24 protein-coding genes and 1 tRNA gene are annotated in these 22,690 nt (G+C 63.7%); 8 read left to right on the top strand and 17 right to left on the bottom strand.

The genetic code is table 11. The annotated features are described in order from the left end of the window. The first annotated feature begins 151 nt into the window (after window positions 1-151). Window positions 152-1,435 (top strand): MFS transporter, encoded by a 1,284-nt coding sequence (locus BMZ70_RS17260; protein ID WP_092277938.1) that lies wholly within the window; start codon window positions 152-154, stop codon window positions 1,433-1,435. On the opposite strand, the gene BMZ70_RS17265 is transcribed toward BMZ70_RS17260, so the two are convergent. Continuing rightward, window positions 1,401-2,456, bottom strand: a complete 1,056-nt coding sequence (locus BMZ70_RS17265) for an acyltransferase family protein (RefSeq protein ID WP_092276923.1) — start codon at window positions 2,454-2,456, stop codon at window positions 1,401-1,403. The genes BMZ70_RS17260 and BMZ70_RS17265 overlap by 35 nt on opposite strands. A gap of 113 nt (window positions 2,457-2,569) precedes the next feature. On the opposite strand from BMZ70_RS17265, the gene BMZ70_RS17270 reads away from it, so the two are divergent. After that, window positions 2,570-3,610, top strand: coding sequence for a sensor histidine kinase (locus BMZ70_RS17270; protein WP_229205436.1), 1,041 nt, complete (start codon window positions 2,570-2,572; stop codon window positions 3,608-3,610). After that, window positions 3,601-4,356 (top strand): LytR/AlgR family response regulator transcription factor, encoded by a 756-nt coding sequence (locus tag BMZ70_RS17275; RefSeq protein WP_092276929.1) that lies wholly within the window; start codon window positions 3,601-3,603, stop codon window positions 4,354-4,356. The genes BMZ70_RS17270 and BMZ70_RS17275 overlap by 10 nt, the downstream gene beginning before the upstream one ends. A 5-nt stretch (window positions 4,357-4,361) precedes the next feature. Here BMZ70_RS17275 and BMZ70_RS17280 read toward each other — a convergent pair whose 3' ends face one another. From BMZ70_RS17280 to BMZ70_RS17300, 5 genes are all read right to left on the bottom strand, one after another. Next, window positions 4,362-4,598, bottom strand: a complete 237-nt coding sequence (locus BMZ70_RS17280) for a hypothetical protein (protein WP_092276932.1) — start codon at window positions 4,596-4,598, stop codon at window positions 4,362-4,364. Between the two features lie 71 nt (window positions 4,599-4,669). Further along, the gene (gene torT / locus BMZ70_RS17285; RefSeq protein WP_229205437.1) at window positions 4,670-5,794 is read right to left on the bottom strand and encodes a TMAO reductase system periplasmic protein TorT; all 1,125 of its coding nucleotides are present in this window, start codon (window positions 5,792-5,794) and stop codon (window positions 4,670-4,672) included. Window positions 5,795-5,811: 17 nt separating this feature from the next. Next, window positions 5,812-6,621, bottom strand: a complete 810-nt coding sequence (locus BMZ70_RS17290; protein WP_092276938.1) for a substrate-binding periplasmic protein — start codon at window positions 6,619-6,621, stop codon at window positions 5,812-5,814. A 23-nt stretch (window positions 6,622-6,644) separates the two neighbouring features. Continuing rightward, on the bottom strand, window positions 6,645-7,562 hold the full coding sequence (locus BMZ70_RS17295; protein ID WP_092276941.1) for an alpha/beta hydrolase: 918 nt from the start codon (window positions 7,560-7,562) through the stop codon (window positions 6,645-6,647). A gap of 120 nt (window positions 7,563-7,682) precedes the next feature. Continuing rightward, window positions 7,683-10,142 (bottom strand): TonB-dependent receptor, encoded by a 2,460-nt coding sequence (locus BMZ70_RS17300; protein ID WP_092276944.1) that lies wholly within the window; start codon window positions 10,140-10,142, stop codon window positions 7,683-7,685. Between the two features lie 238 nt (window positions 10,143-10,380). Between BMZ70_RS17300 and BMZ70_RS17305 the strand changes: the two genes are divergently transcribed. Further along, entirely contained in the window at window positions 10,381-11,952 is a 1,572-nt protein-coding gene (locus BMZ70_RS17305; RefSeq protein ID WP_092276947.1) for a tryptophan halogenase family protein, read from the top strand. Window positions 11,953-12,050: 98 nt separating this feature from the next. Beyond that, the gene (locus tag BMZ70_RS28385) at window positions 12,051-12,971 is read left to right on the top strand and encodes a hypothetical protein (protein WP_165403449.1); all 921 of its coding nucleotides are present in this window, start codon (window positions 12,051-12,053) and stop codon (window positions 12,969-12,971) included. A gap of 69 nt (window positions 12,972-13,040) precedes the next feature. Here the strand turns inward: BMZ70_RS28385 and BMZ70_RS17315 are convergent, their stop codons facing one another. From BMZ70_RS17315 to BMZ70_RS17325, 3 genes are read right to left on the bottom strand one after another with little or no spacing between them, the layout of a single operon-like run. Then, complete coding sequence (locus BMZ70_RS17315; protein ID WP_092276950.1) at window positions 13,041-14,024, bottom strand: alpha/beta fold hydrolase; 984 nt, start codon at window positions 14,022-14,024, stop codon at window positions 13,041-13,043. Then, on the bottom strand, window positions 14,024-14,401 hold the full coding sequence (locus BMZ70_RS17320; RefSeq protein ID WP_092276953.1) for a GFA family protein: 378 nt from the start codon (window positions 14,399-14,401) through the stop codon (window positions 14,024-14,026). The genes BMZ70_RS17315 and BMZ70_RS17320 overlap by 1 nt, the downstream gene beginning before the upstream one ends. Window positions 14,402-14,417: 16 nt before the next feature. Next, a complete protein-coding gene (locus BMZ70_RS17325; protein ID WP_092276956.1) occupies window positions 14,418-14,825 on the bottom strand; it encodes an organic hydroperoxide resistance protein in 408 nt (135 codons plus the stop codon). 144 nt (window positions 14,826-14,969) lie between these two features. Here BMZ70_RS17325 and BMZ70_RS17330 point away from each other — a divergent pair, with 144 nt between their 5' ends. Beyond that, entirely contained in the window at window positions 14,970-15,416 is a 447-nt protein-coding gene (locus BMZ70_RS17330) for a MarR family winged helix-turn-helix transcriptional regulator (RefSeq protein WP_092276959.1), read from the top strand. Window positions 15,417-15,469: 53 nt separating this feature from the next. Beyond that, window positions 15,470-15,634 carry a type II toxin-antitoxin system prevent-host-death family antitoxin gene (locus BMZ70_RS17335; protein WP_092276962.1) on the top strand — a complete coding sequence of 55 codons (165 nt, stop codon included), beginning with the start codon at window positions 15,470-15,472 and terminating at the stop codon, window positions 15,632-15,634. A 74-nt stretch (window positions 15,635-15,708) separates the two neighbouring features. Here the strand turns inward: BMZ70_RS17335 and BMZ70_RS17340 are convergent. From BMZ70_RS17340 to BMZ70_RS17355, 4 genes are all read right to left on the bottom strand, one after another. Further along, window positions 15,709-15,782 (bottom strand) — tRNA-Gly (locus BMZ70_RS17340). Between the two features lie 272 nt (window positions 15,783-16,054). Then, complete coding sequence (locus BMZ70_RS17345; RefSeq protein ID WP_092276965.1) at window positions 16,055-16,288, bottom strand: Panacea domain-containing protein; 234 nt, start codon at window positions 16,286-16,288, stop codon at window positions 16,055-16,057. A 183-nt stretch (window positions 16,289-16,471) separates the two neighbouring features. Continuing rightward, the gene (locus tag BMZ70_RS28595) at window positions 16,472-16,999 is read right to left on the bottom strand and encodes an FxDxF family PEP-CTERM protein (protein WP_373922519.1); all 528 of its coding nucleotides are present in this window, start codon (window positions 16,997-16,999) and stop codon (window positions 16,472-16,474) included. A gap of 156 nt (window positions 17,000-17,155) precedes the next feature. After that, window positions 17,156-18,613 carry a sulfatase-like hydrolase/transferase gene (locus BMZ70_RS17355; RefSeq protein WP_092276968.1) on the bottom strand — a complete coding sequence of 486 codons (1,458 nt, stop codon included), beginning with the start codon at window positions 18,611-18,613 and terminating at the stop codon, window positions 17,156-17,158. Between the two features lie 142 nt (window positions 18,614-18,755). Between BMZ70_RS17355 and BMZ70_RS17360 the strand changes: the two genes are divergently transcribed. Then, window positions 18,756-19,982, top strand: coding sequence for a M28 family metallopeptidase (locus BMZ70_RS17360; RefSeq protein WP_092276971.1), 1,227 nt, complete (start codon window positions 18,756-18,758; stop codon window positions 19,980-19,982). Between the two features lie 3 nt (window positions 19,983-19,985). Here the strand turns inward: BMZ70_RS17360 and BMZ70_RS17365 are convergent, their stop codons facing one another. The 4 genes from BMZ70_RS17365 to BMZ70_RS17380 form a co-directional block, all read right to left on the bottom strand. Next, complete coding sequence (locus BMZ70_RS17365) at window positions 19,986-20,651, bottom strand: DUF799 domain-containing protein (RefSeq protein WP_092276974.1); 666 nt, start codon at window positions 20,649-20,651, stop codon at window positions 19,986-19,988. Then, the gene (locus tag BMZ70_RS17370) at window positions 20,648-21,019 is read right to left on the bottom strand and encodes a DUF4810 domain-containing protein (RefSeq protein WP_229205438.1); all 372 of its coding nucleotides are present in this window, start codon (window positions 21,017-21,019) and stop codon (window positions 20,648-20,650) included. Before BMZ70_RS17370 ends, BMZ70_RS17365 begins: the two co-directional genes overlap by 4 nt. Before the next feature lie 7 nt (window positions 21,020-21,026). After that, entirely contained in the window at window positions 21,027-21,707 is a 681-nt protein-coding gene (locus BMZ70_RS17375) for a CsgG/HfaB family protein (RefSeq protein WP_092276977.1), read from the bottom strand. A 70-nt stretch (window positions 21,708-21,777) separates the two neighbouring features. Next, window positions 21,778-22,677: a LysR substrate-binding domain-containing protein gene (locus tag BMZ70_RS17380; RefSeq protein WP_092277946.1), complete on the bottom strand. Its 900-nt coding sequence runs from the start codon at window positions 22,675-22,677 to the stop codon at window positions 21,778-21,780. Window positions 22,678-22,690 lie beyond the last annotated feature (13 nt).

Below are 22,690 nucleotides of genomic sequence, written 5' to 3' on the forward strand. Positions count from 1 at the left end.
TGGCGGCGCCCGTTGAAGCCGGCCGCAGAGCTGGTGCTACACTCCGACCGAGAATAACGAGGACGACAACATGACCACCGCGCAAAAAGTGCAGCAAGAGCTGCCGGACCAACCGTCTCCGGGCGCCACGCCGCCTTCCCTGTTCCGCGCCATGTTCGCGCGCGGCACGCCGATGCTGTGGGTGCCGAGCGGCTACTTCGCGATGGCGCTGACCTACATGATGCTCACCAGCGTGACCTCCATCATGTTCAAAAACCTCGGCATGGACAACGGCCAGGCCGCGCAATACGCGAGCTACCTGATCCTGGCGTACACCATCAAGCCGCTGTTCGCACCGTTCGTCGAAATGTACCGCACCAAGAAATTCTTCGTGCTGGCCGCGCAGCTGATCGTCGGCGCCGGCTTTGCCGCCGTGGCGCTGGCCATGTCGCTGCCCGATTACATGGTGATCATGGTATTCCTGTTCGGCGTGCTGTCGCTGGTCGGCGCAACCCAGGACATCGCCTCCGACGGCGTGTACGTCACCGCGCTCGACACCAAGACGCAATCGCTGTTCTGCGGCATCCAGAGCCTGAGCTGGAACATCGGCCCCATCGTCGCCTCGGGCGGCATGGTGTACCTGAGCGGCTGGCTGCACACCCACTACTTCAAGCACCAGGCCGGCACCTTTGGCCCGGAGTGGATCGATTCGTGGCGCATCATCTTCTTCATCGTGGCCGGCATCACCATCCTGACCGCGCTGTGGCATATGCGCGTGATGCCGGACGGCGCCAAGGCCGAGAACGCGCCGAAGTCGGTCAACGAAGCGGTCTTCATCCTCAAGGATTCCTTCGTCACCTTCTTCCAGAAGCGCGACGTGTGGCTGATGGTGGGCTTCGCCTTCGTGTTCCGCCTCAGTATCGGCCTGCTGGAAAAAATCGGCCCGTTCTTCATGGTCGATCCGGTGGCGCAAGGCGGCCTCGGTTTGTCGAACGAGATGCTGGGCCTGATCTACGGCACCTACGGCCTGATCGCCGTGCTGCTGGGTTCCCTGCTGGGCGGCATCTTCGTGGCGCGTCGCGGCCTGCAGAAAACCCTGTTCACGCTGTGCTGCGCGGTCAACATCCCGAACGTGACGTTCCTGCTGATGTCGATCTACCAGCCAGACAACCTGATCGTGATCTGCGCCGGCGTGGCGGTCGAGAAGTTCTTCTTCGGCTTCGGCTCGGTGGGCTTCATGATCTACCTGATGCAGCAGCTGGCGCCGGGCAAATACACCACCACCCACTACGCCTTCGGCACCGGCCTGATGGGTCTGTGCATGATGGTGACCGGCGTGGTCAGCGGCCACCTGCAGCAGTTGCTGGGCTATGTGCACTACTTCTGGCTGGTGATGGCGGCCACCATTCCATCGTTCCTGGTCACGTGGTTCGCGCCGTTCCACCATAAGGAATAAGCGGAAACCACGCCGCCCGCCGGCGCATGAATGGCTGCTCGACCACCTGGTACAGCAGCCATCCGCCGGCCACTCCGGCAAGCATGACCAGCGCGATTCCCGGCGCGCCATGCTTGTCGATTCCCATCCCTTCCGACACCACCTTGTACAACGGCTTGTGCGCGAGATAGATCGCGTAAGACCACAGTGCCAGGCTCTCCGCCCCCGGCACCCGCACCCGCGCCAGCAGCGAGGTGCCGCTCAAGGCCGCCAGCAGCAACAGGCTGAACGCCACCGCCAGCAACGTAAAGCCGAACGCGGTGATAAAGAAGGACTCGTCCTCAAAGCGCATCAGCAGCCAGATGGCCAGCGCCAGTCCTGCCGCCAGCAGCAGGTTGCCGTGCCGCAGAATGCGTTCGTACAGCGGCCGGTGGAAGTTCTTCAGCATGGCGATGGCGACGCCGGGCAGCAGTTCGTCGAAGCGCGCGAAAGTGGCGTAGTACAGCTCTTGCGAGAACGGCGTCCGTCCATCGCCCCACGCCAGCGCGCGGAACGTGACGGCGCCGGCCACCGCCAGCACGATCACGGCCCACAGCGCGCGCGGACCGCGCAACAGCAGGATGGCCAGCGGCAGCAGCAGGTAGAACTGCTCCTCGATACACAGCGACCATGAATGCGTGAAGGTCTGCCCGTATTGCAGGCCGAAATTCTGCGTGAAGGTCAGGAAGCGCCACAGCGGCGCGGTGGCGCTGCCGCCCAGCACCGCCGGGAACAGAAAATACGCCGCCAGCACCACCGTGTAATTGGGCAGTGTGCGCAGCAGGCGGCGGCCAAAGAACGTGGCCAGCGGCGCCGGCTGCGACAACAACTGGTTGCCGATCAGGTAGCCGCTGAGCACAAAGAACAAGTCCACGCCGGCCCAGCCGATGCGGCCGACCGCGCCGAAGTCGCTGCCGCCGGCCACCACGCCGTAGTGGTACATCAAAACCAGCGCAATCGCGGTGGCGCGCAAGGTGTCCAGGCCGTGGATCCGGGGAGTCATCGCATTCCTTTCCGAGTGAGGGGAATGGCGATTCTGCCAACGCCGCGCGGCGCCCGCATCCAACAAGGGACGAAGCCCCGGTTCGGCGTGACGGCGCGCCGCAGCAGCCCTGCATGCCTTTGCTATACTCGCTGCCGATGAATACTTCCCCTGTCCTCGCCGCGCTCAAGATGCTGGTACTGAACGTGCTGGCGTGGATTGCGATCAGCGCTGTTGGTGCTTACGGCGCGGCCACCGCTACCGGCTATCTGCGCCTGTGGCAGCAGTGGTGCATCGACTACGTGCCGATGATGGTGCTCAGTTCCAGCCTGTGCCTGGCGCTGCTGCGCTGGCCGGCGCTGTTTTCCTCGCGCCGCAACGTGGTGGCCTGGTTCATCGTGGTGATGGTGCTGTTCCAGCCATTGCAATGGCTGTACCTCGACTGGGTGCGCAGCGGCGACGCCTTCAGTCTGCAAAGCGTGTATCAGGCGCGCCTGCGGATGCGGCGCTTCAGTTGGTTCGTGACCGGCGCCACGTTTGCCATCATCGTCGCTATCGGCAACTGGCGGCTGGCGCGGGCGCGCGAGCTGGCGCTTGAGCAGCAGCGCATGCTGGCCTTGCGCGCGCAGCTGGAGCCGCACTTCATCTTCAACGCCCTCAACGCCATCAGCGCCCTGGTGCGCGAGGGCGACAAGGCGGTTTCGCTGCAGGGCATCAGCCGCTTGAGCGACTTGCTGCGCTATGCGCTGTCGGCCAGCCTGCGCGACGCCGTGAGCCTGGGCGAGGAACTGCAGTTCGTCCGCGACTACACCGGCCTGCAACGCCTGCGCTACGGCGAGCGCCTGCAGATCCAGGTCGACGGCGACGAGCCGCAACTGCACGACATCCCCTGCCCGCCGCTGCTGTTGCAGCCGCTGATCGAGAACGCGCTGCGCCACGATCTCGATTGCCATCAGGAGCGCAGCGATATCCGCGTGCAGATCGCCCGCCAGGCGGATCTGTTGCTGCTCACCGTCTCCAATCCGGTCAATGCGCACGCGCCGGCCAATCCCGGCACCGGGCTCGGACTGAAGAACACGCGCGAACGACTGGCCCTGTTCAATCCCGCCGCCACGCTGCGCGCCGAACGGCGCGGCGACCGTTTCTACGCCGAGGTTGCGCTGCCATGCGATTGATCGACTACCTGATCGTCGACGACGAGGCGCCCGGCCGCGCCAACCTGCGCCTGGCGCTGGCCGCGCATCCCGGCTGGCGCCTGCTGGCCGAATGCGACAGCGCGGCGGCCGCGCGCAGCGCCCTGGCGCAGACACAGGCTGACGTCATCTTCCTCGATATCCAGATGCCGCAGGAGAGCGGGCTGGCACTGGCGCGCGAGCTCAGCCGGCGGGCGGTGCCGCCGTTGATCATCTTCGTCACCGCCTACGACAGTCACGCGCTCGATGCGTTTGAAGTCCACGCGCTGGACTACCTGCTCAAGCCCATCGACGACCGGCGGCTGGCGCAGGCGCTGGAACGCGCGGTGGCGATGCTCGCCTACCGCCAGCAGGACGGCTACCGCAACGCCCTGCGCAACTACGCCGACGCCCCCCATGACCGCTACGCCGATGCGCTCAGCGTGCGTTCGATCGGATCTATCGAACAAATCAAGGTGGAAGACATACTGTGGCTGCAATCGGCCGGCAACTACGTCGAGTTGCACCTGGCCGCTCGCGCGGTATTGCACCGCGTTCCCTTAAGCCGGCTGGAACAACTGCTGCGGCCCGATGAGTTCCTGCGCGTGCACCGCACCGCCATCGTGCGGCGCACGCAGATCCGGCGCTTGTCGGTGATCGGCGATGGCCGCTACGAACTGGCGCTGGCCTGCGGCGCGCAATTGGCCGTCAGCGAGCGCTATGTGAACGAACTCAAAGCCTGCCTGTAAGCTGGTCAGGCGCCGCCAGCGAGGGAGCGCAAGTCTTCCTCGCGCACGCGGCGCTCGGGACCGAGCACGCGGGCGATCACTTGCGGCTTGAGCCCCATGTTCTGTAACAGCTCCACCGCGCCGGGCGTGCCGATATCACGCTGGACTTGCAGCGCCTGCCGCACGATGAAATCGTACGAGTGCCAACCGGCAGTGTCCGACGTTTGCGGCGCGCGCTGGCGCCGCTCCTGATCCGGAACCATGACGACCTCCTCATCTTTGCATTGCAGGCGCTAGGGTAGCGCAAGAGCGCGCGCAGCGGCGTACGGTAGGCTCAGTCCTTGGCCGGGTCGTGCGACAACACCACCTTGTAGCCCTCGGGCGCGATCGAGGTATCAAAAGGATAGCTGGACAGGTTCTGCTGGTCCAGCATGCCCAGCTTGATCAGGATGGTATGCGGCTGCTCCTTGCTGCGCCCTTCCAGCAGGTTGACGGCGGCGTTGATCGCTACCCGCGCCTGGCTCACGCCCTTGGTGTCGGCGGCGGCATAAATCTCCCTGGTGCGCACCAGGTGCGCGATCTCGCTGGTCAGGTCGTAAGCCACCACGCGGACCTTGTCGGCCAGCCCGGCCGCCTTTAGCGGCCCCAGCACCGCCGGCGCGCAGCCGGTGCAGCCGAGGATGTAATCGAGCCGCTTGCCATGCTTGGCCAGGATGCTGCCGGCCAGCTGCGATTGCAAGCCGCGCTCGCTGTCGCCGTAGCGGATATCGAGGATGTTCACTTCGATCGGCGCTTCCTGCGCGGCGATGCGGGTGCCGTCCACCTCCCCTTTCACCCAGCCGGCGCCCAGCGGCCCCGGCAGCAAGGCAATGTTGATCGACTTCAGGCCGCGCTGCTGGGCGTCGCGGATCGCCCAGCGCGTGGCCTCCACGCCCATGCCGCGCAGCGAGGTGGTGACCTTGAGATTGAGTTCTTCGCTGCGGCTGTCGTTGGCCAGTTCCAGCACCGGAATGCCGGCCGCGCGCGCGCGCACGATGGAGGGATTGTTGGCCGTCAGGCTGATCGGTGAAATCACGATGGCGTCGTACTTGGCGGCGATGGCCTCGTCCATTCTCTGCAACTGGCCCTGCAGGTCGTCGTAGCCGGTGGCCGGCAGAATATCGGCCGCCACGCCGAGCCGCTTGGCCTCGCTGATGACGCCATAGGCGCAGCCGCCCCAGTACGGGTCCTTCAGGTGCGGGAACAGGAAGGCGATGCGCCAGCGCTTGCTCGCATGCGCAGCCGGCGGATACACGCCCTGCACCAGCCGGCCGCTGGCCAGCGCGTCGTCGGCCGTACCGTTGAGCTGCACCGGGCGGAAGATCGACGTCACCGGGATCGGCGCGAACTTGGCGCCCTGCTGCGCCAGCGCCGGCGCAGTGGCGGTCGCGCTGGCGGCCGCCAGTAAGGATAAGCTCAAACAAAACTTCTTCATGGTCAAGGCCTGTGTTTATCGCTGCATGTTGAGGACTGCTGGGGTGCGCCGTCATTCTGCGGCACCAGCACACCGTGGCGAGCGCCCAGCCGCGCCAGTTCGCCCGAACGCACCATCTCGGTGAACAGCGCGTTGTAGCGGTCGCGCACAGCTTTGAATCTGGCGTCGAGCGGAAAGGCCAGATAGCCATCCAGCTGCGTGATATCGGGGCACAGCACCGCCAGCGATGCGCGCAAGCGCAGGGTGTCGATCAAACCGATGGTGTTGCGCTCGTTGGTGGCCAGCAGGTCGACGCGGCCGACGGCCAGCATCTGCATACCGTTTTCCAGCTGCGACACTTCGCTGATATCGAGCTGCGGGCGCGCCTGCTCGAACCGCGCGCCGTAATGCCAGCCGCGCACGGCGGCGATCTTGTACTTGCGCAGCGCGGCCAGCTCGCCTTGCCACACCGGCTCCGTATCGCGGCGCGCGTAAAACACCATGCGGTCGCGGTAGAACGGATGGTCGAGGAAGGCGAAGCGCTTCAGGCGTTCTGGCGATCGGTACGGCCCGACCAGGATATCGGCCTGCGCCCGCTCCACCATCGCCTGCGCGCGCGGCCACGGATACAGCCTGAATTCGATGCTGTCGCCGGCGCGCGCGGCCAGGGCGCGCAGCACGTCCACGCCCAGCCCATGCCAGCGGCCGTCCTCGCCCTGCTCGAACAAATGGCTGAACGTGGTGCCGACCGCCACCCGCTGCGCCGCATGGCTGTCCTGCGGCGCGCTTGCGCCGAGGGCCACCGCCAGCACCAAAGAGATCGTTACACGCATAGTGGAACCAATACTAGCACGAGCTAGCGCAACTGCCGGCGTAGAAAAGCCACGCTGGCGTCGACGGTCGGCTGCAGCCACGGATCGAACAGCCAGAAGGAATGCGGCGTCTCCGGCAGCAGCACCTTTTCGCTGGCCACCCCCGCTTGCGCCATGCGCGCCATCATATCCTCGCGTCCGGCCGCGAAGCGCGGCTGCGCGCTGCCGATGAACAGCATGGGCGGCATGCCGGGACGAACGTACTGGATCGGCGAGGCCTGGCGCCACAGCGCGCCCTTCTCGGCATAGCGGCCGCCGAACCAGGCGCCGGCCGACGAGGGATTTTTATTCGGATCGTCCTCGTACCTGAGCGCCAGCTCGCTGGTGAAGTCGGACAGGCCGTCGATGTTGATGATGGCTTGCACGCCCTCGCCGCCCGGCAGCGTCACGCCGGCCAGGCTGGCCAGCTGGCCGCCGGCCGAACCGCCGGCCAGCGCAATGCGCTGCGGATCGATGTGCAGCTCGTCGGCATGCGCGCGCACCCAGCGCACCGCGTCCTGCACGTCCTGCACCGCCGCCGGGTAGCGCGCCTCGCCGGACAAGCGATAGCTGATGGCCAGCGCCGCAAAGCCCTGCTGCGCCAGCCGCACCGCCATCGGCGCGAACTCCGAGCGGTAGCCGGACTTCCAGCCGCCGCCATGCACCAGGATCACCGCAGGCAAACGCTCGCCCGCCGGCAGCCAGGCGTCCAGCTTCAGACAGCGCGCGCCATGCTGCGCATAGACCTGATCGGCGACTTTGCGCACGCCGTCCGGCAGCGCGGCGCCGGCGATCTGGATCTGCGGATAGTCGCGCGCCAGCTTCGCATAAGTGTGCGGCGCATCGTAGGTGTTGGCGGGATCGGGCGGCGGCTCCACGCAGGCCAGCGTGGCCGCTGCGAGGACGGTACTCAGGAACGGCATGCAAACCTCAGGGGAGAAACACACGCCGCCAGTATCGCATAAAAAAAACCCCTCGACCCGGGGAAGGCGCGAGGGGTTTAAGACCACAGACAACACTGGACTACATGAAAAACTCTTTGCTTAGAACGAGCGGCCCACGTTGATGCCGAAGGTACGTGGCGGCAGGTACTGCGCTTGCCACGGACCGTTGGCGTTCATGGCGCTGGTCTTGATCTTGCCGTCTTCGACGTTGCGGACGAAGGCGTCGAAGTACCATTTCGAGTTGGCGTCGTAACGCAGACCCAGGTCGGTACGGTTGTAAGCCTTCTGGCGATCCGGCTCACCCAGGTTGAACACGCTCAGCCAGCTGGCGGTTTCGTAGTGGGTGCTGATGCGCGGGATCAGCGTGCCATCGGCCAGCGCGAAGCTGTGCTGGTACTGCAGCTGCGCGCTGAACGATGGCGAGTGCGGCATGGTGTTGCCACTCACGTCCAGGCAAGGATTGGTGATGCCCGGCACCGTGCAAGCTGGCAGGTTGTAGTCGTTGGAGCCACCGATCAGGTGTTTCAGCTTGGCGTTGGTGTAGGCGGCGGTGAGCTGCACGCGGTCATCCGGCGTGATCTTGGCGGCGATCTCGGTTTCCAGGCCCCACACTTTGGCGCCATCGGCGTTGCTGGTGGCCAGGCCGCGCGAGCCGTCGGCGTTGGTCACCGGTGCGCTGAACTGGAAGTCCTTGAACTTCGAGTAGTACGCCGCGTTGTTCATGCGCAGTTTGCCGCCGAAGAAGGTCGACTTCGAACCGATCTCGTAGTTGGTCAGCGTCTCGGCGCCGTAAGGACGGCCGCCGTCTTGCAGGCCGCCCGACTTGTAGCCGGTCGATACCGACGCGAACACGATGTTGTTCTTGTCGATGTCGTAGGTCACGCGCGCCAGGCCGGTCAGCTTGTTGCCGCTGTAGCTGCCGCTGTTGAACGAGTAGGTGCTGAAGCCGTTGTTGCCGCCAGGGGCCAGCGGGTTCATCGACGGGCTCACCGGCACCTGCGGCACGGTGTCGGTGTTGCTCCAGCCATTGCCGGTGCCGCCGATGTTTTCGCGCTTGTCCGAGGTGTAGCGGAAGCCGCCGGTCAGGTGCCACTGGTCATTGACGTTCCAGGTGGCCTGGCCGAAGGCCGCTTTCGAATCCACGGTTTCCTTCGGCTGGATGAAGGAACCCTGCCAGCTCACGGTGCCGTTCTCGGTGCCGTTCATGATCGGGATGTCGAAGCGGATGCCGTTGTCTTCGTTGGCGTAGTACAGGCCCAGCAGCCAGTCGACGTCGCGTTTGCCGGTCGACATGATCTCCAGCTCATGGCTGTAGTTCTTGTACTTGGACCAGACGGTGTTGTTGGCCTGGTAGCCCGCGCTGCCGGTGCTGCTGGCGGCGGTGGTGAAGCTGGTGGCCGGATTGGCGCCGCCATCCTGGTCGAAGGTCGAGGAGCCGTTGAAGCGCGAGTAGCCGGCGATGTAGGCCAGCGCCACATCGTTGTTGATCTGGTAGTCGACGCGGCTGCGCACCGAGTTCGAATCGCGGTTGACGTTAGGCGCGGTGTCGACCAGCGCCGACCAGAACTCCTGGCCTGCGCGCTGCTGTTGCAGCATGTTGATGTTCGGGGTGCCGCGATCGACGTAGTGCTCGTACGAGATATTCCACTTCAGGTCGGCCGATGGCTGCCACAGGAAGCCCAGGCGCACCGCGCTCTGGTCCTGGGCGTTGTACTTCTGGCCGTTGCGGATGTAGTTGTTCTCGTTGATCGGGCGGAAGGCGATCGGGTTCAGCGGGTGCGCCTTGTTCCAGGCGGCGATCACCGGCGCGGCGGCAGCCTGCTGCGAAGCCAGCGATGGAATGACGGGCGCCTGGTAGTCGACGTAACCGTCGTGCTGCTCGTGCACCACCGACACGCGCATGGCCATCGTGTTGCTCAGCGGGATGTTGAACGCGCCGCGCGCGCCGATGCGGGTGTAGTTGCCATAGCCCAGCTCGAAATTGCCGGCGTTGCTGCCGATTTCAGGCTTGACGGTCTGCATGTTGACCGCGCCCACGGTCGAGTTGCGGCCCCACAGCGTGCCTTGCGGGCCGCGCAGGACTTCGATCGCTTCCAGGTCGAACAGCAGCGCGGTCGCGCCTTCCGGACGCGGCGAGTAGATGCCGTCGACGAAGGTCGCCACTTCCGGGTCGGCGTACTCGGTCTTGGCCGAGTCGTTGCCGATGCCGCGCAGGGTCATGGTGATCACGCCGTGGTCGCCCTGGCCGGTGGCCGAGAAGCCCGGCACCAGATTGACGACGTCCTGAATGGTCTGGACGTGGTTGTCATCCAGCGCGGCCGAGTTCAGCGCGGTCACGGCTACCGGGGTTTTCTGCAGCGAAGTCGTGCGCTTGGTCGCAGTAACAAACACCTCGGTGATCTTGCCGGCGTCGGCCGGTGCGGCTTGTTCAGCGGCGGCTGCGCCGGTGGTATTGGCTTGGGCGTAGGCCACATTGGCGCCGGTTGCCAGGGCGAGGATGGCGATAGAGATTGGGGACAGCAGCAAGCGCTTCCCGGACTGCGGTACGTGGACGTTCATAAGTCTCCTTTTGCGTAGCGATCGCCGAGGGGGAGGGGCGGTGCTACCATTTATCTTAGAAAACGATTTCATGTTGTGTGAAAACGATTTCAATTTATCTGAAAACGTTTTCGTTATTTGTGAAATCGATTTCATGGTACATAATCTGATCAAGCAATGTCAAATTAAAAATTGTAGCAGCGTTGTATCTTCGGCTGCCCCCTCTGCCGAAATACGGCTTTACGGAGACAAAAAGATCATGAAAACGTTACCAAAAGATGGCGTCAAGCAAGTTCTGATCGTCGGCGGCGGCACTGCCGGCTGGCTGACGGCCTGCTTTTTAGCCAAGCAACTGGGCACCGGCGCCGATGGCGCGGTCAGCATCACGCTGGTGGAATCGAAGGAAATCGGCATCATCGGCGTCGGCGAAGGCACTTTCCCGTCGATTCGCGGCACGCTGGCCACCATCGGCATCGACGAGGCGCGCTTCATCCGTGAATGCAACGGCACCTTCAAGCAGGGCATCCGCTTCAACGACTGGGTGCGCGAACCGGGCACGCCGGGCGCGGACCACTACTTCCATCCGTTCAGCCTGCCGAGCCAGCGCCCCGGCGGTCCGGAACTGCTGCCCTACTGGCTGCAGGGTGCGGCCGGCAAGGACGTGGCGTTTGCCGCCGCCGCCACCATGCAAAAGCGCGTGGCCGACGCTGCGCACGCACCGAAGCGCCCAAGCGACGCCGACTTCATGGGACCGCTCAACTACGCCTACCACTTCGACGCCGGCAAGTTCGCCGCCCTGCTCTCCACCCATGCGCAATCGCTGGGCGTGAAGCACGTGCAAGCTACGGTGGAACGGGTGGCGCTGGACGGCGACGGCGCTATCGGCGCGGTGCACACCAAGGAAGCGGGCGTGCTCACGGCCGACCTGTACATCGACTGCACCGGCTTCCGTGCGGCGCTGATCGGCGAGGCGCTGGGCACCTCCTTCCGCAACATCAACGACGTGCTGTTCGTCGACCGCGCGCTGGCGATGCAGGTGCCGTACGAGCGGCCGGATGCGCCGATCGCCTCCTACACCATCGCCCAGGCGCACGAAGCGGGATGGACCTGGGACATCGGCCTGCACGAACGGCGCGGCGTCGGCTATGTCTACTCGAGCCGCTACACCGACGACGCGCGCGCCGAGCAGGTGCTGCGCAACTACATCGGCAAGCAGGCCGACGGCCTGAACCCGCGCCAGCTCAAGCTCAACGTCGGCTACCGCGACCAGCATTGGGTGAAGAACTGCGTGGCGGTGGGCTTGTCGGGCGGCTTCCTGGAGCCGCTGGAATCGTCGGGCATCGGCCTGATTGAAACGGCAGCCTATCTGGTCAGCTATCTGTTCCCGCACGACGGCGACTTCGAGCCGGTGGCGAAGGTATTCAACGAGATGATGAAGGCGCGCTACGAGCGCATCGTCGATTTCGTCAAGCTGCACTACTGCCTGACGCAGCGCAAGGACCACCAGTTCTGGATCGATAACGCCGACATGAAAAGCGTGCCGCAATCGCTGCAGGACAAGCTGGCCATGTGGCGCAAGCGCGCGCCGCAGCGCATGGACTTCGTGGTGGATTACGAGATGTACCCGCCGTCGAGCTGGCAGTACGTGCTGTACGGGATGGAGTATCCGACCGAGTTGTACGCCAACGCCAGAACGCTGCCGCGCACCGAGGAAGCACGCCACGAGTTCGCGATGATCCAGCAAATGTCGCAGCGCGCGCTGGCCGACCTGCCGACCCACCGCGCGATGGTCGAGCACCTGGCGCGGCGCGGCGAACGCAAGATCGCCTGAATTCCTGAATACTGCGCCCAGCTGTCATATGTGGGCGCACGAACAGAGCGCACAGCCAGCGCGGCGCATGATGGGCTTCCAACAATCAAGGAGCCATCATGCAAACACAAACATTACAAGCGAGCCACGCCGGCATAGCCGTCGCCAGCGCGCCCGATGGAGACGGCTATACCTCTGGTACCTCATGGGGCGCCATCGTGGCCGGCGCCGCCGCTGCGGCAGCGTTATCGTTCATCCTGCTGATACTGGGCGTCGGTCTCGGACTGTCGTCCGTGTCGCCGTACCAGTACAACGCCGCGCCGCTCGGTGTCGCCAGCATTGCGTGGATCGCCTTCATGCAGCTGGCCGCTTCCGGCATCGGCGGCTACATCGCCGGCCGCCTGCGCGTGAAGTGGGCCGCCGTACATGGCGACGAAGTGTATTTTCGTGATACCGCGCACGGCCTGCTGACGTGGGCCGTCGCCACGCTGATGACCGTGGCCGTGATGGCAGGCGGTGCGCGCGCCGTATTGAGCGGCGCCATCGACGCCGGCGCGGCAGCCGCCAACGCTGCCACCGCAGTGGCGCCAGCTGTCGGCGCAGGTGCAGGCGCAGGTGCAGGCACGGGCCGCAGCAACACCTACTTTGCCGACATGCTGCTGCGCTCGCCCAATGGCGAAGTCGCCACCGAATCGCAGCGCAGTGAAATCAACCGCATCCTGCTGACCGACCTGGCCTCCGGAAAAATCAGCGGCGACGACCGTGCCTATCTTGCCCAGCTGGTCGCCAAGCGGACCGGCTTGGCGCCAGCCGACGCCGAACAGCGCGTGGACCTGATCTACGCCCAGGCCACCCAGGCGGCAGCCGAAGCCAAAGCCAAGGCTACCGCCGCCGCCGAACAGGCCCGCGCAGCGGCAGCCCATTCGGCGCTATGGATGTTCGTCGCCCTGCTGCTGGGCGCCTTCATCGCCGCCATCAGCGCCATTGCTGGCGGCCGTCACCGCGATCACGCGCGGGTCATGATTAAACGAGGAGAATAATATGCGCTCGATCCTGCTCTGGATGCTTGGCGTCCCCCTGCCCATCATTATCCTGATCGCCCTGATACGTTAGAGCTTTTCCAGGTCCAGCACCGCCTGCGCAAAAGCTGCAGGCGCTTCCTGCGGCAAGTTGTGGCCGACGCCGCCGGTAATCAGCTGGTGCTTGTACTTGCCGGTGAAGCGTTTCGCATATGCAGCCGGTTCCGGATGCGGCGCACCGTTGGCATCGCCTTCCATCGTGATGGTCGGCACCGAGATGCTCGGGAACTTGGCCAGCTGCGCTTCCAGCTGCGCGTATTTCGCTTCGCCCGCTTCCAGGCCGAGGCGCCAGCGGTAGTTGGACACCGTGACCGCCGCGTGGTCTGGATTCTCCAGCGAGACCGCGCTGCGGGCATAGGTGGCGTCGTCGAAATTCCACTGCGGCGACGCCAGCTTCCAGATCAACTTGGCGAAGTCGCGGTGATTCTTTTCATAGCCGATGCGGCCGCGCTCCGTGGCGAAGTAGAACTGATACCACCATTGCAGCTCCGCTTCCGGCGGCAACGGCTGCTTCCCCGCCTCCTGGCTGCCGATCAGGTAACCGCTGACCGAGACCAGTCCTTTCACGCGCTGCGGCCACAGGGCGGCGACGATATCGGCGGTGCGCGCGCCCCAGTCGTAGCCGGCCAGCGTGGCCTTGTCGATCTTCAGCGCATCCATCAGCGCGATCACGTCGGCGGCCAGCGCGGCCGGTTCGCCGTTGCGCGGCGCTTGCGGATCGAGGAAGCGCGTGGTGCCGTAGCCACGCAGGTGCGGCACGATCACGCGATAGCCTTGCGCGGTCAGCTTGGGCACCACATCGACGTAGCTGTTGATGTCATACGGCCAGCCGTGCAGCAAGATCACCACCGGGCCGTTGGCCGGGCCTTCGTCGACATAGCCGACATTGAGGTCGCCGGCATTCACCTGCTTGATGGTGTTGAAGGTCGCTGGCGCGGCGGCATACGCCGGCGCGGCCAAGGCGGCGAAGGTGAGTGCGACGGCGGCGGCTACTTGACGATAGGTGGTGTTCATTACGCGTCCTCCAGGATAACGGTTGAAAGGCTGGCGCCATCATTGACGCCGGCATCGAGTGCATACGGATCGACGCCATCAAGGCAGCCGATGTTCACGCGCCACAGCAACGGATCTTTGCGCGTTTGGTGAAACGGATAAATCCCGCAGTGCTTGCAAAAGTAGTGCTTGGCCACGCGGGTATTGAACTGGTAGAGGGTGAGCGCATCCTCGCCCTTCACGATCTTCAACTCGGCGGCCGCGAACGGTGGCGACATCAGCGCGCCTTTACGGCGGCACAGACTGCAGTTGCAACGTGCGGCCGGCGTCAGCGCGGTGCGCACTTCAAACTGGACGGCGCCGCAGTGGCAGGAACCGTGGTGCAGATCGTTGGACATGATGCGCTCTCCCCGCTCAGACCAGATTGATCTCGACGTCGATATTGCCGCGCGAGAGTTTCGAGTACGGGCAAGTCTGGTGCGCGCCGTCCACGATGGCTTGCGCCGTCTCACGGTCCAGGCCAGGCAAGCTCACGTTCAGGCGCGCCTGCAGGAAATAGCCAGTCTCATTGTTGACCAGATCGACTTCGGCATCCACTGCCGTTTGGCCAGGGAGTTTGACTTTCAAGGCGCCAGCGGCCAGACCCATCGCGCCGATGAAGCAGGCCGACCAGCCGGCGGCAAACAGCTGCTCGGGGTTGGTGCCGGGCGCGCTGCTGCCGGGCGCGGACAGTTGCACGTCCAGGCGGCCGTCGCTGCTGCGGGTGGCGCCGTCGCGGCCGCCGGTGGTGTGGGTTTTGCCGGTGTAGAGAACTTTGGTCATGATAAAACTCCTTGTTGGTTGAATTTGTATCGCATCCGATAGAAGCGCATGCGTTGCATATTACCAGCATTTTTAGCGGTGTCAAGCTGTTTCGATTAAATCGTATCCGATGTATAATCGGGCATCTACCAAAGGAGGTGCATCATGAACAAACCAAGCACACCGCAGCTGTCTGATTTCCTGTGTTTTGCGGTCTATTCGGCCAACCTGGCGTTCGGCAAGGCCTACAAGCCGATCCTGGACAAGCTGGGCCTGACCTACACCCAGTACATCGCCATCATTGCGTTGTGGGAAGAAGATAACCAGACCGTGAGCGGGCTGGGCGAAAAGCTGTTCCTTGAGTCCAACACGCTGACGCCGATTTTGAAAAAACTGGAAGCGATGGGCTACGTCCACCGCGCGCGCGATAGCGCCGACGAACGCATTGTCCGCGTCGGCCTGACGGCGGAAGGACGCGCCCTGCGCGAAAGCGCCCTCAGCATGAACCTGCGCAGCGCCACCGGCCTGACGCCGGAGGAATTCCCGGTGCTGCAAAAAGCCGTGGTCAAACTGCGCAACAACCTGGTGAAGGCAGCGCCGGGCAAGGGCTAGGACGCCGGGGGGGCTACTATAAGGGCTGTTAAAAGACCTTTAAAGGCGCCATCATGAATGCAATATTGGCCCCCTCGTCAGTCGGCATTAGCGAACTGAAAGCGAACCCTACCGCGGTACTCGAAGCATCGGGCGACCAGCCGGTCGCCATCCTCAACAGGAACAAGCCGGTCGGCTACCTGCTGACGGCAGAAGCCTGTAAGGGTCACGCTCGATGACCTATAACCTCGCTCGGCTGGAAAACGACAAGATAACGCCGCCTACAAGAAGGCTCTTGAACGCAATGCCTGAATGGAGCGGGTGAAGGGAATCGAACCCTCGTATGAAGCTTGGGAAGCTGCCGTTCTACCATTGAACTACACCCGCGTTGCCTGCATTCTACGGGCTTCGGATGCTACTGACAATGTTGTAACTTGCTACAGTCCATTCGCTGCACGAACAATGCGTTCTTGTTGTCCCGAAATGTCATCGCTATCGATAGCGCACTGCGCCAGTTCTGCCGCTATGCCTGGGCAATCCGAAATTCCCCGGCCTGCTCTAGACGCGCCAGTTCCGCATCATCGAATTCATAATAATCGTCCAGACAGACCCAGGTTGGCTAGGGAAATCGATGCCCGGATTCACGCTTGCTGAACAACTCAGCATCGAAGTTTGCCTTGGCAGTGATGCTCAAAGCCCGACCTTTTTGCGAACTCGTACACCGTAAGGTCCAGCTTTTGCTGCATATCCGCCGCTGGCTGTTCAACTTCATTTTGCAACTCGACAGGAACAGGCCCCTTGGGCCAGGCGAAATACTGCAAGCCAGTTACCGATCGGCCTACGTCGCGGTAATGCTGAAAATCCCGAAAATAGAGCAGCTTCCAAAGCTGCACTTTGCCAAGGTTACGGGTGTTTTGTAGCTGTTAGCAGCGCCTCTCCTCACCTTATACCATTTGTAATTATTCCGCCGCAGTGAATAACAGACCAAGCTTTCATTGCTATTGGCAACCTGAATGGCGAAAGCCCCGCAAGCGGGGCTTTCGGTCCAGCAGGACAGGCGCAGCCTGGCCGTGGCCTTACTTGGCGGCGCGGCGGCGGGCGGCGAAACCGATCAGGCCCAGGCCGGCCAGCAGCATGCCGTAGGTTTCCGGTTCCGGCACTGCCGAGGTCATTTTCGTGAATTTGACCGAACCACCGTTTGCCGTCACCGAGTTGACGTGCAGCTCGAACGCGCTGAAGTCGGTCAGTTTGGTGTTGTTGAAGGTCCAGGTGGCAACTTCGCCATCGGTAAAGCGGCCGGCTTTGTTGGCCGTCAGGAAGTTCACCGCAGTGGCGCTCAGGCTTTTCGCCACGATGGTGCCGTTAGTCGCGTTGAAGTTGACTGGGCTGGCCGTCTTCGTATCGGTAAATTGCAGGCCGAAGATGAACGGGTTGCGCGTGTTGAGTGCGTTGTCCCAGTCAGCCGCCAGCGTCCACACCGTGTTGTTGCCCACTTCGGCGATGGTCAGGTGAGCCATGTCCTGGCTGGCAAAACTTGGAGTGTTGCTGGTGCCCAGGACGAAGGTTTGCGTGACGCCGGCAAAGGCGGCAGGAGCCGTAACCATTGCAGCGGCAAATGCACAGGCGGCGATAGCGATTTTCGAAAATTTCACGATAGTCCTCTTTGGGAATGGCAACTCAGTGTTCTAAATATAGCATAAGAATTGCAATAACGTAATTTTAATTTCCAAAAAAGAACTTTTTGTTGTAAAAACGCGAGGCTAGTGATCTTCCGGGTCCGACCACAGCGCCATGTACAACTGGGAGCGGTTGAGCAGGTTTTTGTCCATCTCCGGCAGGCGGTCTTTCGGTGGCTGGAACGGATGCTGGTTGAAGGCGCTGTAGCCGAGCCCCATGCGGCCGCCGGCAACCTGGTAGCCGGTGAATTCGAGGATCGACGGCATCAGGTCAAAGTGCAGCACCTGCTTGCGGTTCTGCGCCGGCATGTCTTGCGAAATGAAGCGGTTGAAGATGGTGCGGTCCTGGAGTTGCGACAGCTTGGGCGTCGCCGGGTTCTTGCGCGACAGGTGATCGCCAAGGATCACGATGTTGGTGTCGTCGAGATAGCCATTGTCGCGCGCATAGCGCGCGAAGTCCGCCACCTCCGCCGCCGTGCAAGAGACCACGCCTTCAAACCCGCTGTAGCCGCGCTGTGCGCACTGCGTCGACAAATGCCCTTCCGGTTCGTGCGTATCGACCGTCAGCAAAGTCAGGTTGAACTTCTGCTTCGACGCCGACAGCTCGCGCAGCTTGGTCTTGGCGCGGCTGAACAAGTCGGCGTCGTACAAACCCCAGCCGTTCATGTCGCTGGCCTGCGCCCCGCTCTTCAGCCATTCCTCCTTGCCATACACCTCGTGATAGTGGTGCTGGCCGAGGAACTTGTCCTTGCCGGCGAAGTTGGTCGAGGCGCCGCCCATGAACACATTGCGATAGCCGCGCGCGGCCAGCAAGTCGGTCAGGCAGGTGGCGTTCTTGAGGAAGGAGTTCATCACCTGCCCCTGCGTATTGCCATCGAAGATGGTCATGCGCTCGAGCGGCACGCCGCACTGGGTCGCGACGATGGCGGCGATGGTCCAGCCGGTGCCCGGCACCTGCTGGTAGTCGGCGAAGCTGCTGCCTTGCAGGCCGTTGAGCGGCGCCAGCAGATCGCTGCCGAAAACCGCCTTGCTGCTGTAGCCCTGCTCCAGGCTTTCCACATAAATCAGGATCAGGTTTTTCGGTTTCTGCTCTAGCACAGAAACGGCTTCCGGGCGAACGTAGTTGGCGCCGAAATAATCGGGGCCGAAATCTGCTGTTACATACTTAAAGGCCGACACATCGCACATCCAGAAGGTGGTCGCGCCGAACACCAGCAGCTGCGGGAACCAGCGATGCAGGCGATAGCACAGCACATGGCAGCACTGCGGCGCGCGCGCGATGGCGGCGCGCACTCTGGCCTCCACGTAGAACACCAGCGCCAGCAAGGCCAACGGCGCCAGCACGCACCAGCGCACGAAGCGCCATGTGACCGCCGGGTCGACCGTGTCCATCAGCTCCACACCGAAGTTCATGTGGTAGACAATCTGGTTCAGTTCCGGCTGTCCGAACGAGCGATGGATCCAGTAGCTGAAGCAGAGCAGGAAGATCGCCAGCAAATACAGGCAGCTGCGCAGCAGGCGTGAGCGGAGAGAGGTTTTCATGACCCCATCTTGGCAATCCAACTTGTCTGCAAAGTTGCAGTGCGCTGCCGTTTTGTATCGTAGTGTTGTGCAGCGCTTACATAGATTTACTTCACAAGTTCATGCACAATGACCGGGCCTCTTTTGACGATAAGGACTTGATATGAAAGTAGTTTTAGGTTTGAGCGTGGCGCTGGCGCTGGCCGCGCCGCTGGCCTCCGCGCAGGCGCCCGCCGATCCGGTTGCGGTGCTGGTGAAACAGCTGGAACTGGAGAAGTACAAAGCCACCATCAAGAGCCTGACCCGGTTCGGCGACCGCCGCCAGGGCACCGAGCGCAATCGCCAGGCGCTGGACTGGATCGAGGCGCAACTCAAGTCCTACGGCTGCACCAACACCGAACGTTTGCAATATCAATTTACACAGCCGGCGCCGGGCGAACCTGCACCCAAGCGCGCGCCGGGCATTCCGAGCGGCGGCGCCGGCGGTCCGCCGGGCCAGGGCGGCAGCACGCTGTTCGGCAACCGCATCCCGACCGGCGTGAACACCGATCCGCTGCGCCAGCCCGACGAACGCCTGCGCGCGCTGAACGCCGAGCAAACGCCGGTGGGCACCTCGCTGCGCGAGAACGTCTACTGCACCAAGGTCGGCACCACGCATCCGGAAGAAATGTACATTGTCAGCGCGCACATGGACGGCATCGGCTTCGGCGAAGCGGCCAACGACGACGGCTCCGGCACCGCGCTGGTGATGGAGCTGGCGCGCATCTTCAGCATGCCGGGCGTGGAGACCGATCGCTCGATCCGCTTCATCTTGTGGAACAACGAAGAGACGGGGTTGAATGGCGCCGCCGCCTACGTCGAGCAGCGCAAGCATTTGCAGGGAATTGAATCGCCTAAAGGCTCGGGCAAGTATCCGGAACCGAAGTGGCTGGGCATGATCCAGCACGACATGATGATGTACGACCACGGCATGCCGATTCCGAAGATGGGCGCCGATGGCAGGATCACCTACGTATCGCCGCCGGAGCAGCGCCTTGAGGCGGACGTCAACATCGAGTACCAGTCGGTGTCGAAACAGGCCGAGGGTTCGGCCAGGCTGGCGTGGGCCTTCCGCGCCGCCAACGACAAGTACGCGACCAACTACCCGGCCGCCGTCGGCTTCCACATGACCAACACCGATTCGACGCCGTTCATGGACCTGGTGCCATCGATCTCGCTGCGCGAGAACGAGCGCGGACAGCAGATCGGCGCCGGCTGGAATCCGAACTGGCACCAGCCGACCGACAACTACGACAACTACTCCGACAAGGACTTCCTGCTTGGCCTGAACGCGGCGCAGACCACGCTGTCCGGCGTGGCGCAGCTGGCCGGCGTCCGCAGCAAGCAGTAAGCCTTACTGCTTCTGGTAGTTGGCCGAACGCGGGCCGTACAGGATGCCGTTGTTCAGGCCAGCCGACAGCAGGCGCGCGCTGGCCACGCCGGCTACCGGGTGCGACTGGTCGGTGGTGCTGTTGATGATCTGCTTGACCGCCGCCGCCACCAACGCACCAATCAAGCCGCCGGTGTTGTTATTGCCGCCTTCATTATTGGCCGCGCTGGCGGTGCCGCTCCACAGCACCGCGCCGGTCTTCAGGTCGACCAGCTTGGCCTCGGCTGCCACCACCACCACGCTATCGACCACCGTGTAGCTGGCGCCGTACTTGGTGATGGTGATGTACATGCCGGCGTCCGCGCCGAAGATCTCCTGCAGCTTGGTGGTCGGCAGCGCATGGATGTCGGCCGACGTGGTCATGCCGTTCTGCTTGAAGGTCTCGTTGACCAGCGCCACCGGCAGCACGTAGTAGCCGGCTTCCGCCAGCGGATACGTCACCTGCGCATACACGCTGTTGCCGGCGTTGACTTCCGGCGAGTTGTTCAGCGGCGGCAGCACCAGGATGGAGCGCGGCTTGGCCGCTTTGAAGGCGGTATAGTCGTACGGCGCTTGCTTGGTGCCGGCGCAGCCGACGGCCAGCACCAGCGGCGCCAGGCAGGCCGCCAGTTTCAGGATACGTTGCATCATAATTTCTCACCCTTGTTTACTTTCGCCAGCAGGAAGTCCATGTAGGCGGCCGATTCCGGGAACAGTTTTTTCTCGTCCTCGAACTGCGCCACCATCTGGTCCAGCTTGCCGGTCATCGAATACAGCATGCCGAGGTGGGCGTGGAAGCCCGGCGGCACCGAGGCGCCCTTGGCGCTGATGGCCTGCAGCGATTTTTCCATTTCAGCGATCTGCTGGTCCGGGCTCTCGCCCTTGAAGTGCTGGTACACCTGCGGCTGATAACCATCCCAGCCGTACAGCGTTTTCGGTCCCGAGGCGCAGCCGGTCAGCAGGGCGGCGCCGGCCAGCGCCAGCGCCAGGGCGGCGCGTTTGATCATAGCGTTGTTCATGCGGGCCTCACTGCGCACGCAGGTTAAGCGCACCGGCGTCGACGCCGGCCACCAGCTTGTCCACCGCTTCGCGCATGGCCAGGTCCAGCACCTTGCCGTTCAGCGTGGCGTCGTAGCTGGCGGTGCCGCCAAAGCCCAGCACTTCGCGATTGGACAGGCTGTATTCGCCCGCACCGGCGGCCGAGTACACCACTTCCGAAGTCTTGATATTGACGATGTTAAGCGTGACCTTGGCGTAGGCCACCTGGGTCTTGCCGCGGCCGGCAAGCCCGAACAGCTGCTGGTCGCCCACTTCCTTGCGGCCGAATTCGGTGACGTCGCCGGTGACGATGAAATCGGCGCCCTTGATGTTCTGGCCTTGCTGTTTGAAGCCGGCTTCCTGCTTCATCTCGTTCAGGTTGTCGCGGTCGAGCACGCTAAAGCGGTTGGTCTGTTGCAAATGCGAGATCAGCACGGTCTTGGCCTGGCCGCCCAGGCGGTCCACGCCGTCCGAGAACACGCCGCGCATGAAGCTCGAACGGTTGTCGAATTTGCCGACGGCGATCAGCGAGCGCGGGCCGACATACGGTTTGTACGCGCTGGTAACGGTCGGCACCGCCACGGCTTGCGAGCTTTCGGTGGCGCAGCCCGCCAGTGCCGAGACGGCCAGTGCAGCTGCCAGCAGCTGAGTGATTTTGGCAACGTTCATCTTTTCCCCTAAAATAATTCCAAGGGGCAATTTTATAGACTTTAGTGACTGACAAACTATCCAATAGTCACTATTGGTTATCTTGTTGCAATGCCTGCAGCACGATGTCGTGCAGGCGCTGCGCCGGCGCAGGCAGTTCCGCTTCGGCGCGGTGCAGCAGCAGGCCGACTTCGGGCAGCGGCGGCAGGCGCGGGTCGTCCAGCGCGCGCAGCGAGGGCGGCAAACCCATGTCGGTGCGTACCGTCAGGCCCAGTCCCGCCGCCGCTGCGGCCCACACGCCGGACAGGCCGGGACTGGTGAAGGCGATGCGCCACGCGATGCCGGCATGGTCCAGCGCGCGCGTGGCGGCGCTGCGCATGATGCAGGGCGCGTCCATCATCGCCAGCGGCAGCGGTTCGTGCGCGGCGCCGTCGGCCAGCGCCAGGCGCGTGTCGTCGGCCGGGCCGATCCAGCGCATCGGCAGGCGCGCTACCGTCACCGCATGCGGCGAGGCCGCGCCACCGGCGCCGCTGCCACCGTCCCATGCCAGCGCCAGGTCCAGCTTGCCGCTGCCCAGCAACTCCATCAATTCCGAATTGCGCGCCACCCGCGCTTCGATGCGCACCTGCGGATGCACGCGGGTGTAGCGGCCCAGCACTTCGGTCAGCATTTGCTCGCCGAAGTCCTGCTGGATGCCGAGCCGCACCACGCCCGCCAGTTCGGCGCCGCGCACGGCGGTCGCCGCTTCGTCATTCAGTTCCAGCAGGCGGCGCGCGTAGCCGAGCAGCGATTCGCCGGCCGGCGTGGTGGCCATGCCGCGCCCTTCTTTGCGCAGCACCGGCATGCCGAGTTGGTCCTCCAGCTTTTTCAGCTGCGCGCTGACGGCGGAGGTGGAGCGCCCCAACCGGTCCGCCGCCTTGGCGAAACTGCCCATGTCGACGCCGGTGACGAAGGTGCGCAGGACGTCGAGGTCAAAGGTGATTCGTCGCATAATCATCCCGATT

Origin of the sequence: Duganella sp. CF402 (assembly GCF_900109645.1) — a bacterium.
In the GTDB taxonomy this organism is placed as follows: Bacteria; Pseudomonadota; Gammaproteobacteria; order Burkholderiales; family Burkholderiaceae_D; genus Rugamonas.

Bases quoted from the DNA above. Each gene is read 5' to 3' on its own strand.
- BMZ70_RS17290 (WP_092276938.1), bottom strand. From the start codon at position 6,621: ATGCGTGTAACGATCTCTTTGGTGCTGGCGGTGGCCCTCGGCGCAAGC.
- BMZ70_RS28595 (WP_373922519.1), bottom strand. From the start codon at position 16,999: ATGGTTACGGCTCCTGCCGCCTTTGCCGGCGTCACGCAAACCTTCGTC.
- BMZ70_RS17375 (WP_092276977.1), bottom strand. From the start codon at position 21,707: ATGAACGTTGCCAAAATCACTCAGCTGCTGGCAGCTGCACTGGCCGTC.
- BMZ70_RS17305 (WP_092276947.1), top strand. From the start codon at position 10,381: ATGAAAACGTTACCAAAAGATGGCGTCAAGCAAGTTCTGATCGTCGGC.
- BMZ70_RS17260 (WP_092277938.1), top strand. From the start codon at position 152: ATGTTCGCGCGCGGCACGCCGATGCTGTGGGTGCCGAGCGGCTACTTC.
- BMZ70_RS17360 (WP_092276971.1), top strand. From the start codon at position 18,756: ATGAAAGTAGTTTTAGGTTTGAGCGTGGCGCTGGCGCTGGCCGCGCCG.
- BMZ70_RS17330 (WP_092276959.1), top strand. From the start codon at position 14,970: ATGAACAAACCAAGCACACCGCAGCTGTCTGATTTCCTGTGTTTTGCG.
- BMZ70_RS17275 (WP_092276929.1), top strand. From the start codon at position 3,601: ATGCGATTGATCGACTACCTGATCGTCGACGACGAGGCGCCCGGCCGC.
- BMZ70_RS17315 (WP_092276950.1), bottom strand. From the start codon at position 14,024: ATGAACACCACCTATCGTCAAGTAGCCGCCGCCGTCGCACTCACCTTC.
- BMZ70_RS17300 (WP_092276944.1), bottom strand. From the start codon at position 10,142: ATGAACGTCCACGTACCGCAGTCCGGGAAGCGCTTGCTGCTGTCCCCA.
- BMZ70_RS17325 (WP_092276956.1), bottom strand. From the start codon at position 14,825: ATGACCAAAGTTCTCTACACCGGCAAAACCCACACCACCGGCGGCCGC.
- BMZ70_RS17320 (WP_092276953.1), bottom strand. From the start codon at position 14,401: ATGTCCAACGATCTGCACCACGGTTCCTGCCACTGCGGCGCCGTCCAG.
- BMZ70_RS17335 (WP_092276962.1), top strand. From the start codon at position 15,470: ATGAATGCAATATTGGCCCCCTCGTCAGTCGGCATTAGCGAACTGAAA.
- BMZ70_RS17280 (WP_092276932.1), bottom strand. From the start codon at position 4,598: ATGGTTCCGGATCAGGAGCGGCGCCAGCGCGCGCCGCAAACGTCGGAC.
- BMZ70_RS28385 (WP_165403449.1), top strand. From the start codon at position 12,051: ATGCAAACACAAACATTACAAGCGAGCCACGCCGGCATAGCCGTCGCC.
- BMZ70_RS17295 (WP_092276941.1), bottom strand. From the start codon at position 7,562: ATGCCGTTCCTGAGTACCGTCCTCGCAGCGGCCACGCTGGCCTGCGTG.
- BMZ70_RS17265 (WP_092276923.1), bottom strand. From the start codon at position 2,456: ATGACTCCCCGGATCCACGGCCTGGACACCTTGCGCGCCACCGCGATT.
- BMZ70_RS17355 (WP_092276968.1), bottom strand. From the start codon at position 18,613: ATGAAAACCTCTCTCCGCTCACGCCTGCTGCGCAGCTGCCTGTATTTG.
- BMZ70_RS17270 (WP_229205436.1), top strand. From the start codon at position 2,570: ATGCCTTTGCTATACTCGCTGCCGATGAATACTTCCCCTGTCCTCGCC.
- BMZ70_RS17380 (WP_092277946.1), bottom strand. From the start codon at position 22,677: ATGCGACGAATCACCTTTGACCTCGACGTCCTGCGCACCTTCGTCACC.
- BMZ70_RS17365 (WP_092276974.1), bottom strand. From the start codon at position 20,651: ATGATGCAACGTATCCTGAAACTGGCGGCCTGCCTGGCGCCGCTGGTG.
- BMZ70_RS17370 (WP_229205438.1), bottom strand. From the start codon at position 21,019: ATGAACAACGCTATGATCAAACGCGCCGCCCTGGCGCTGGCGCTGGCC.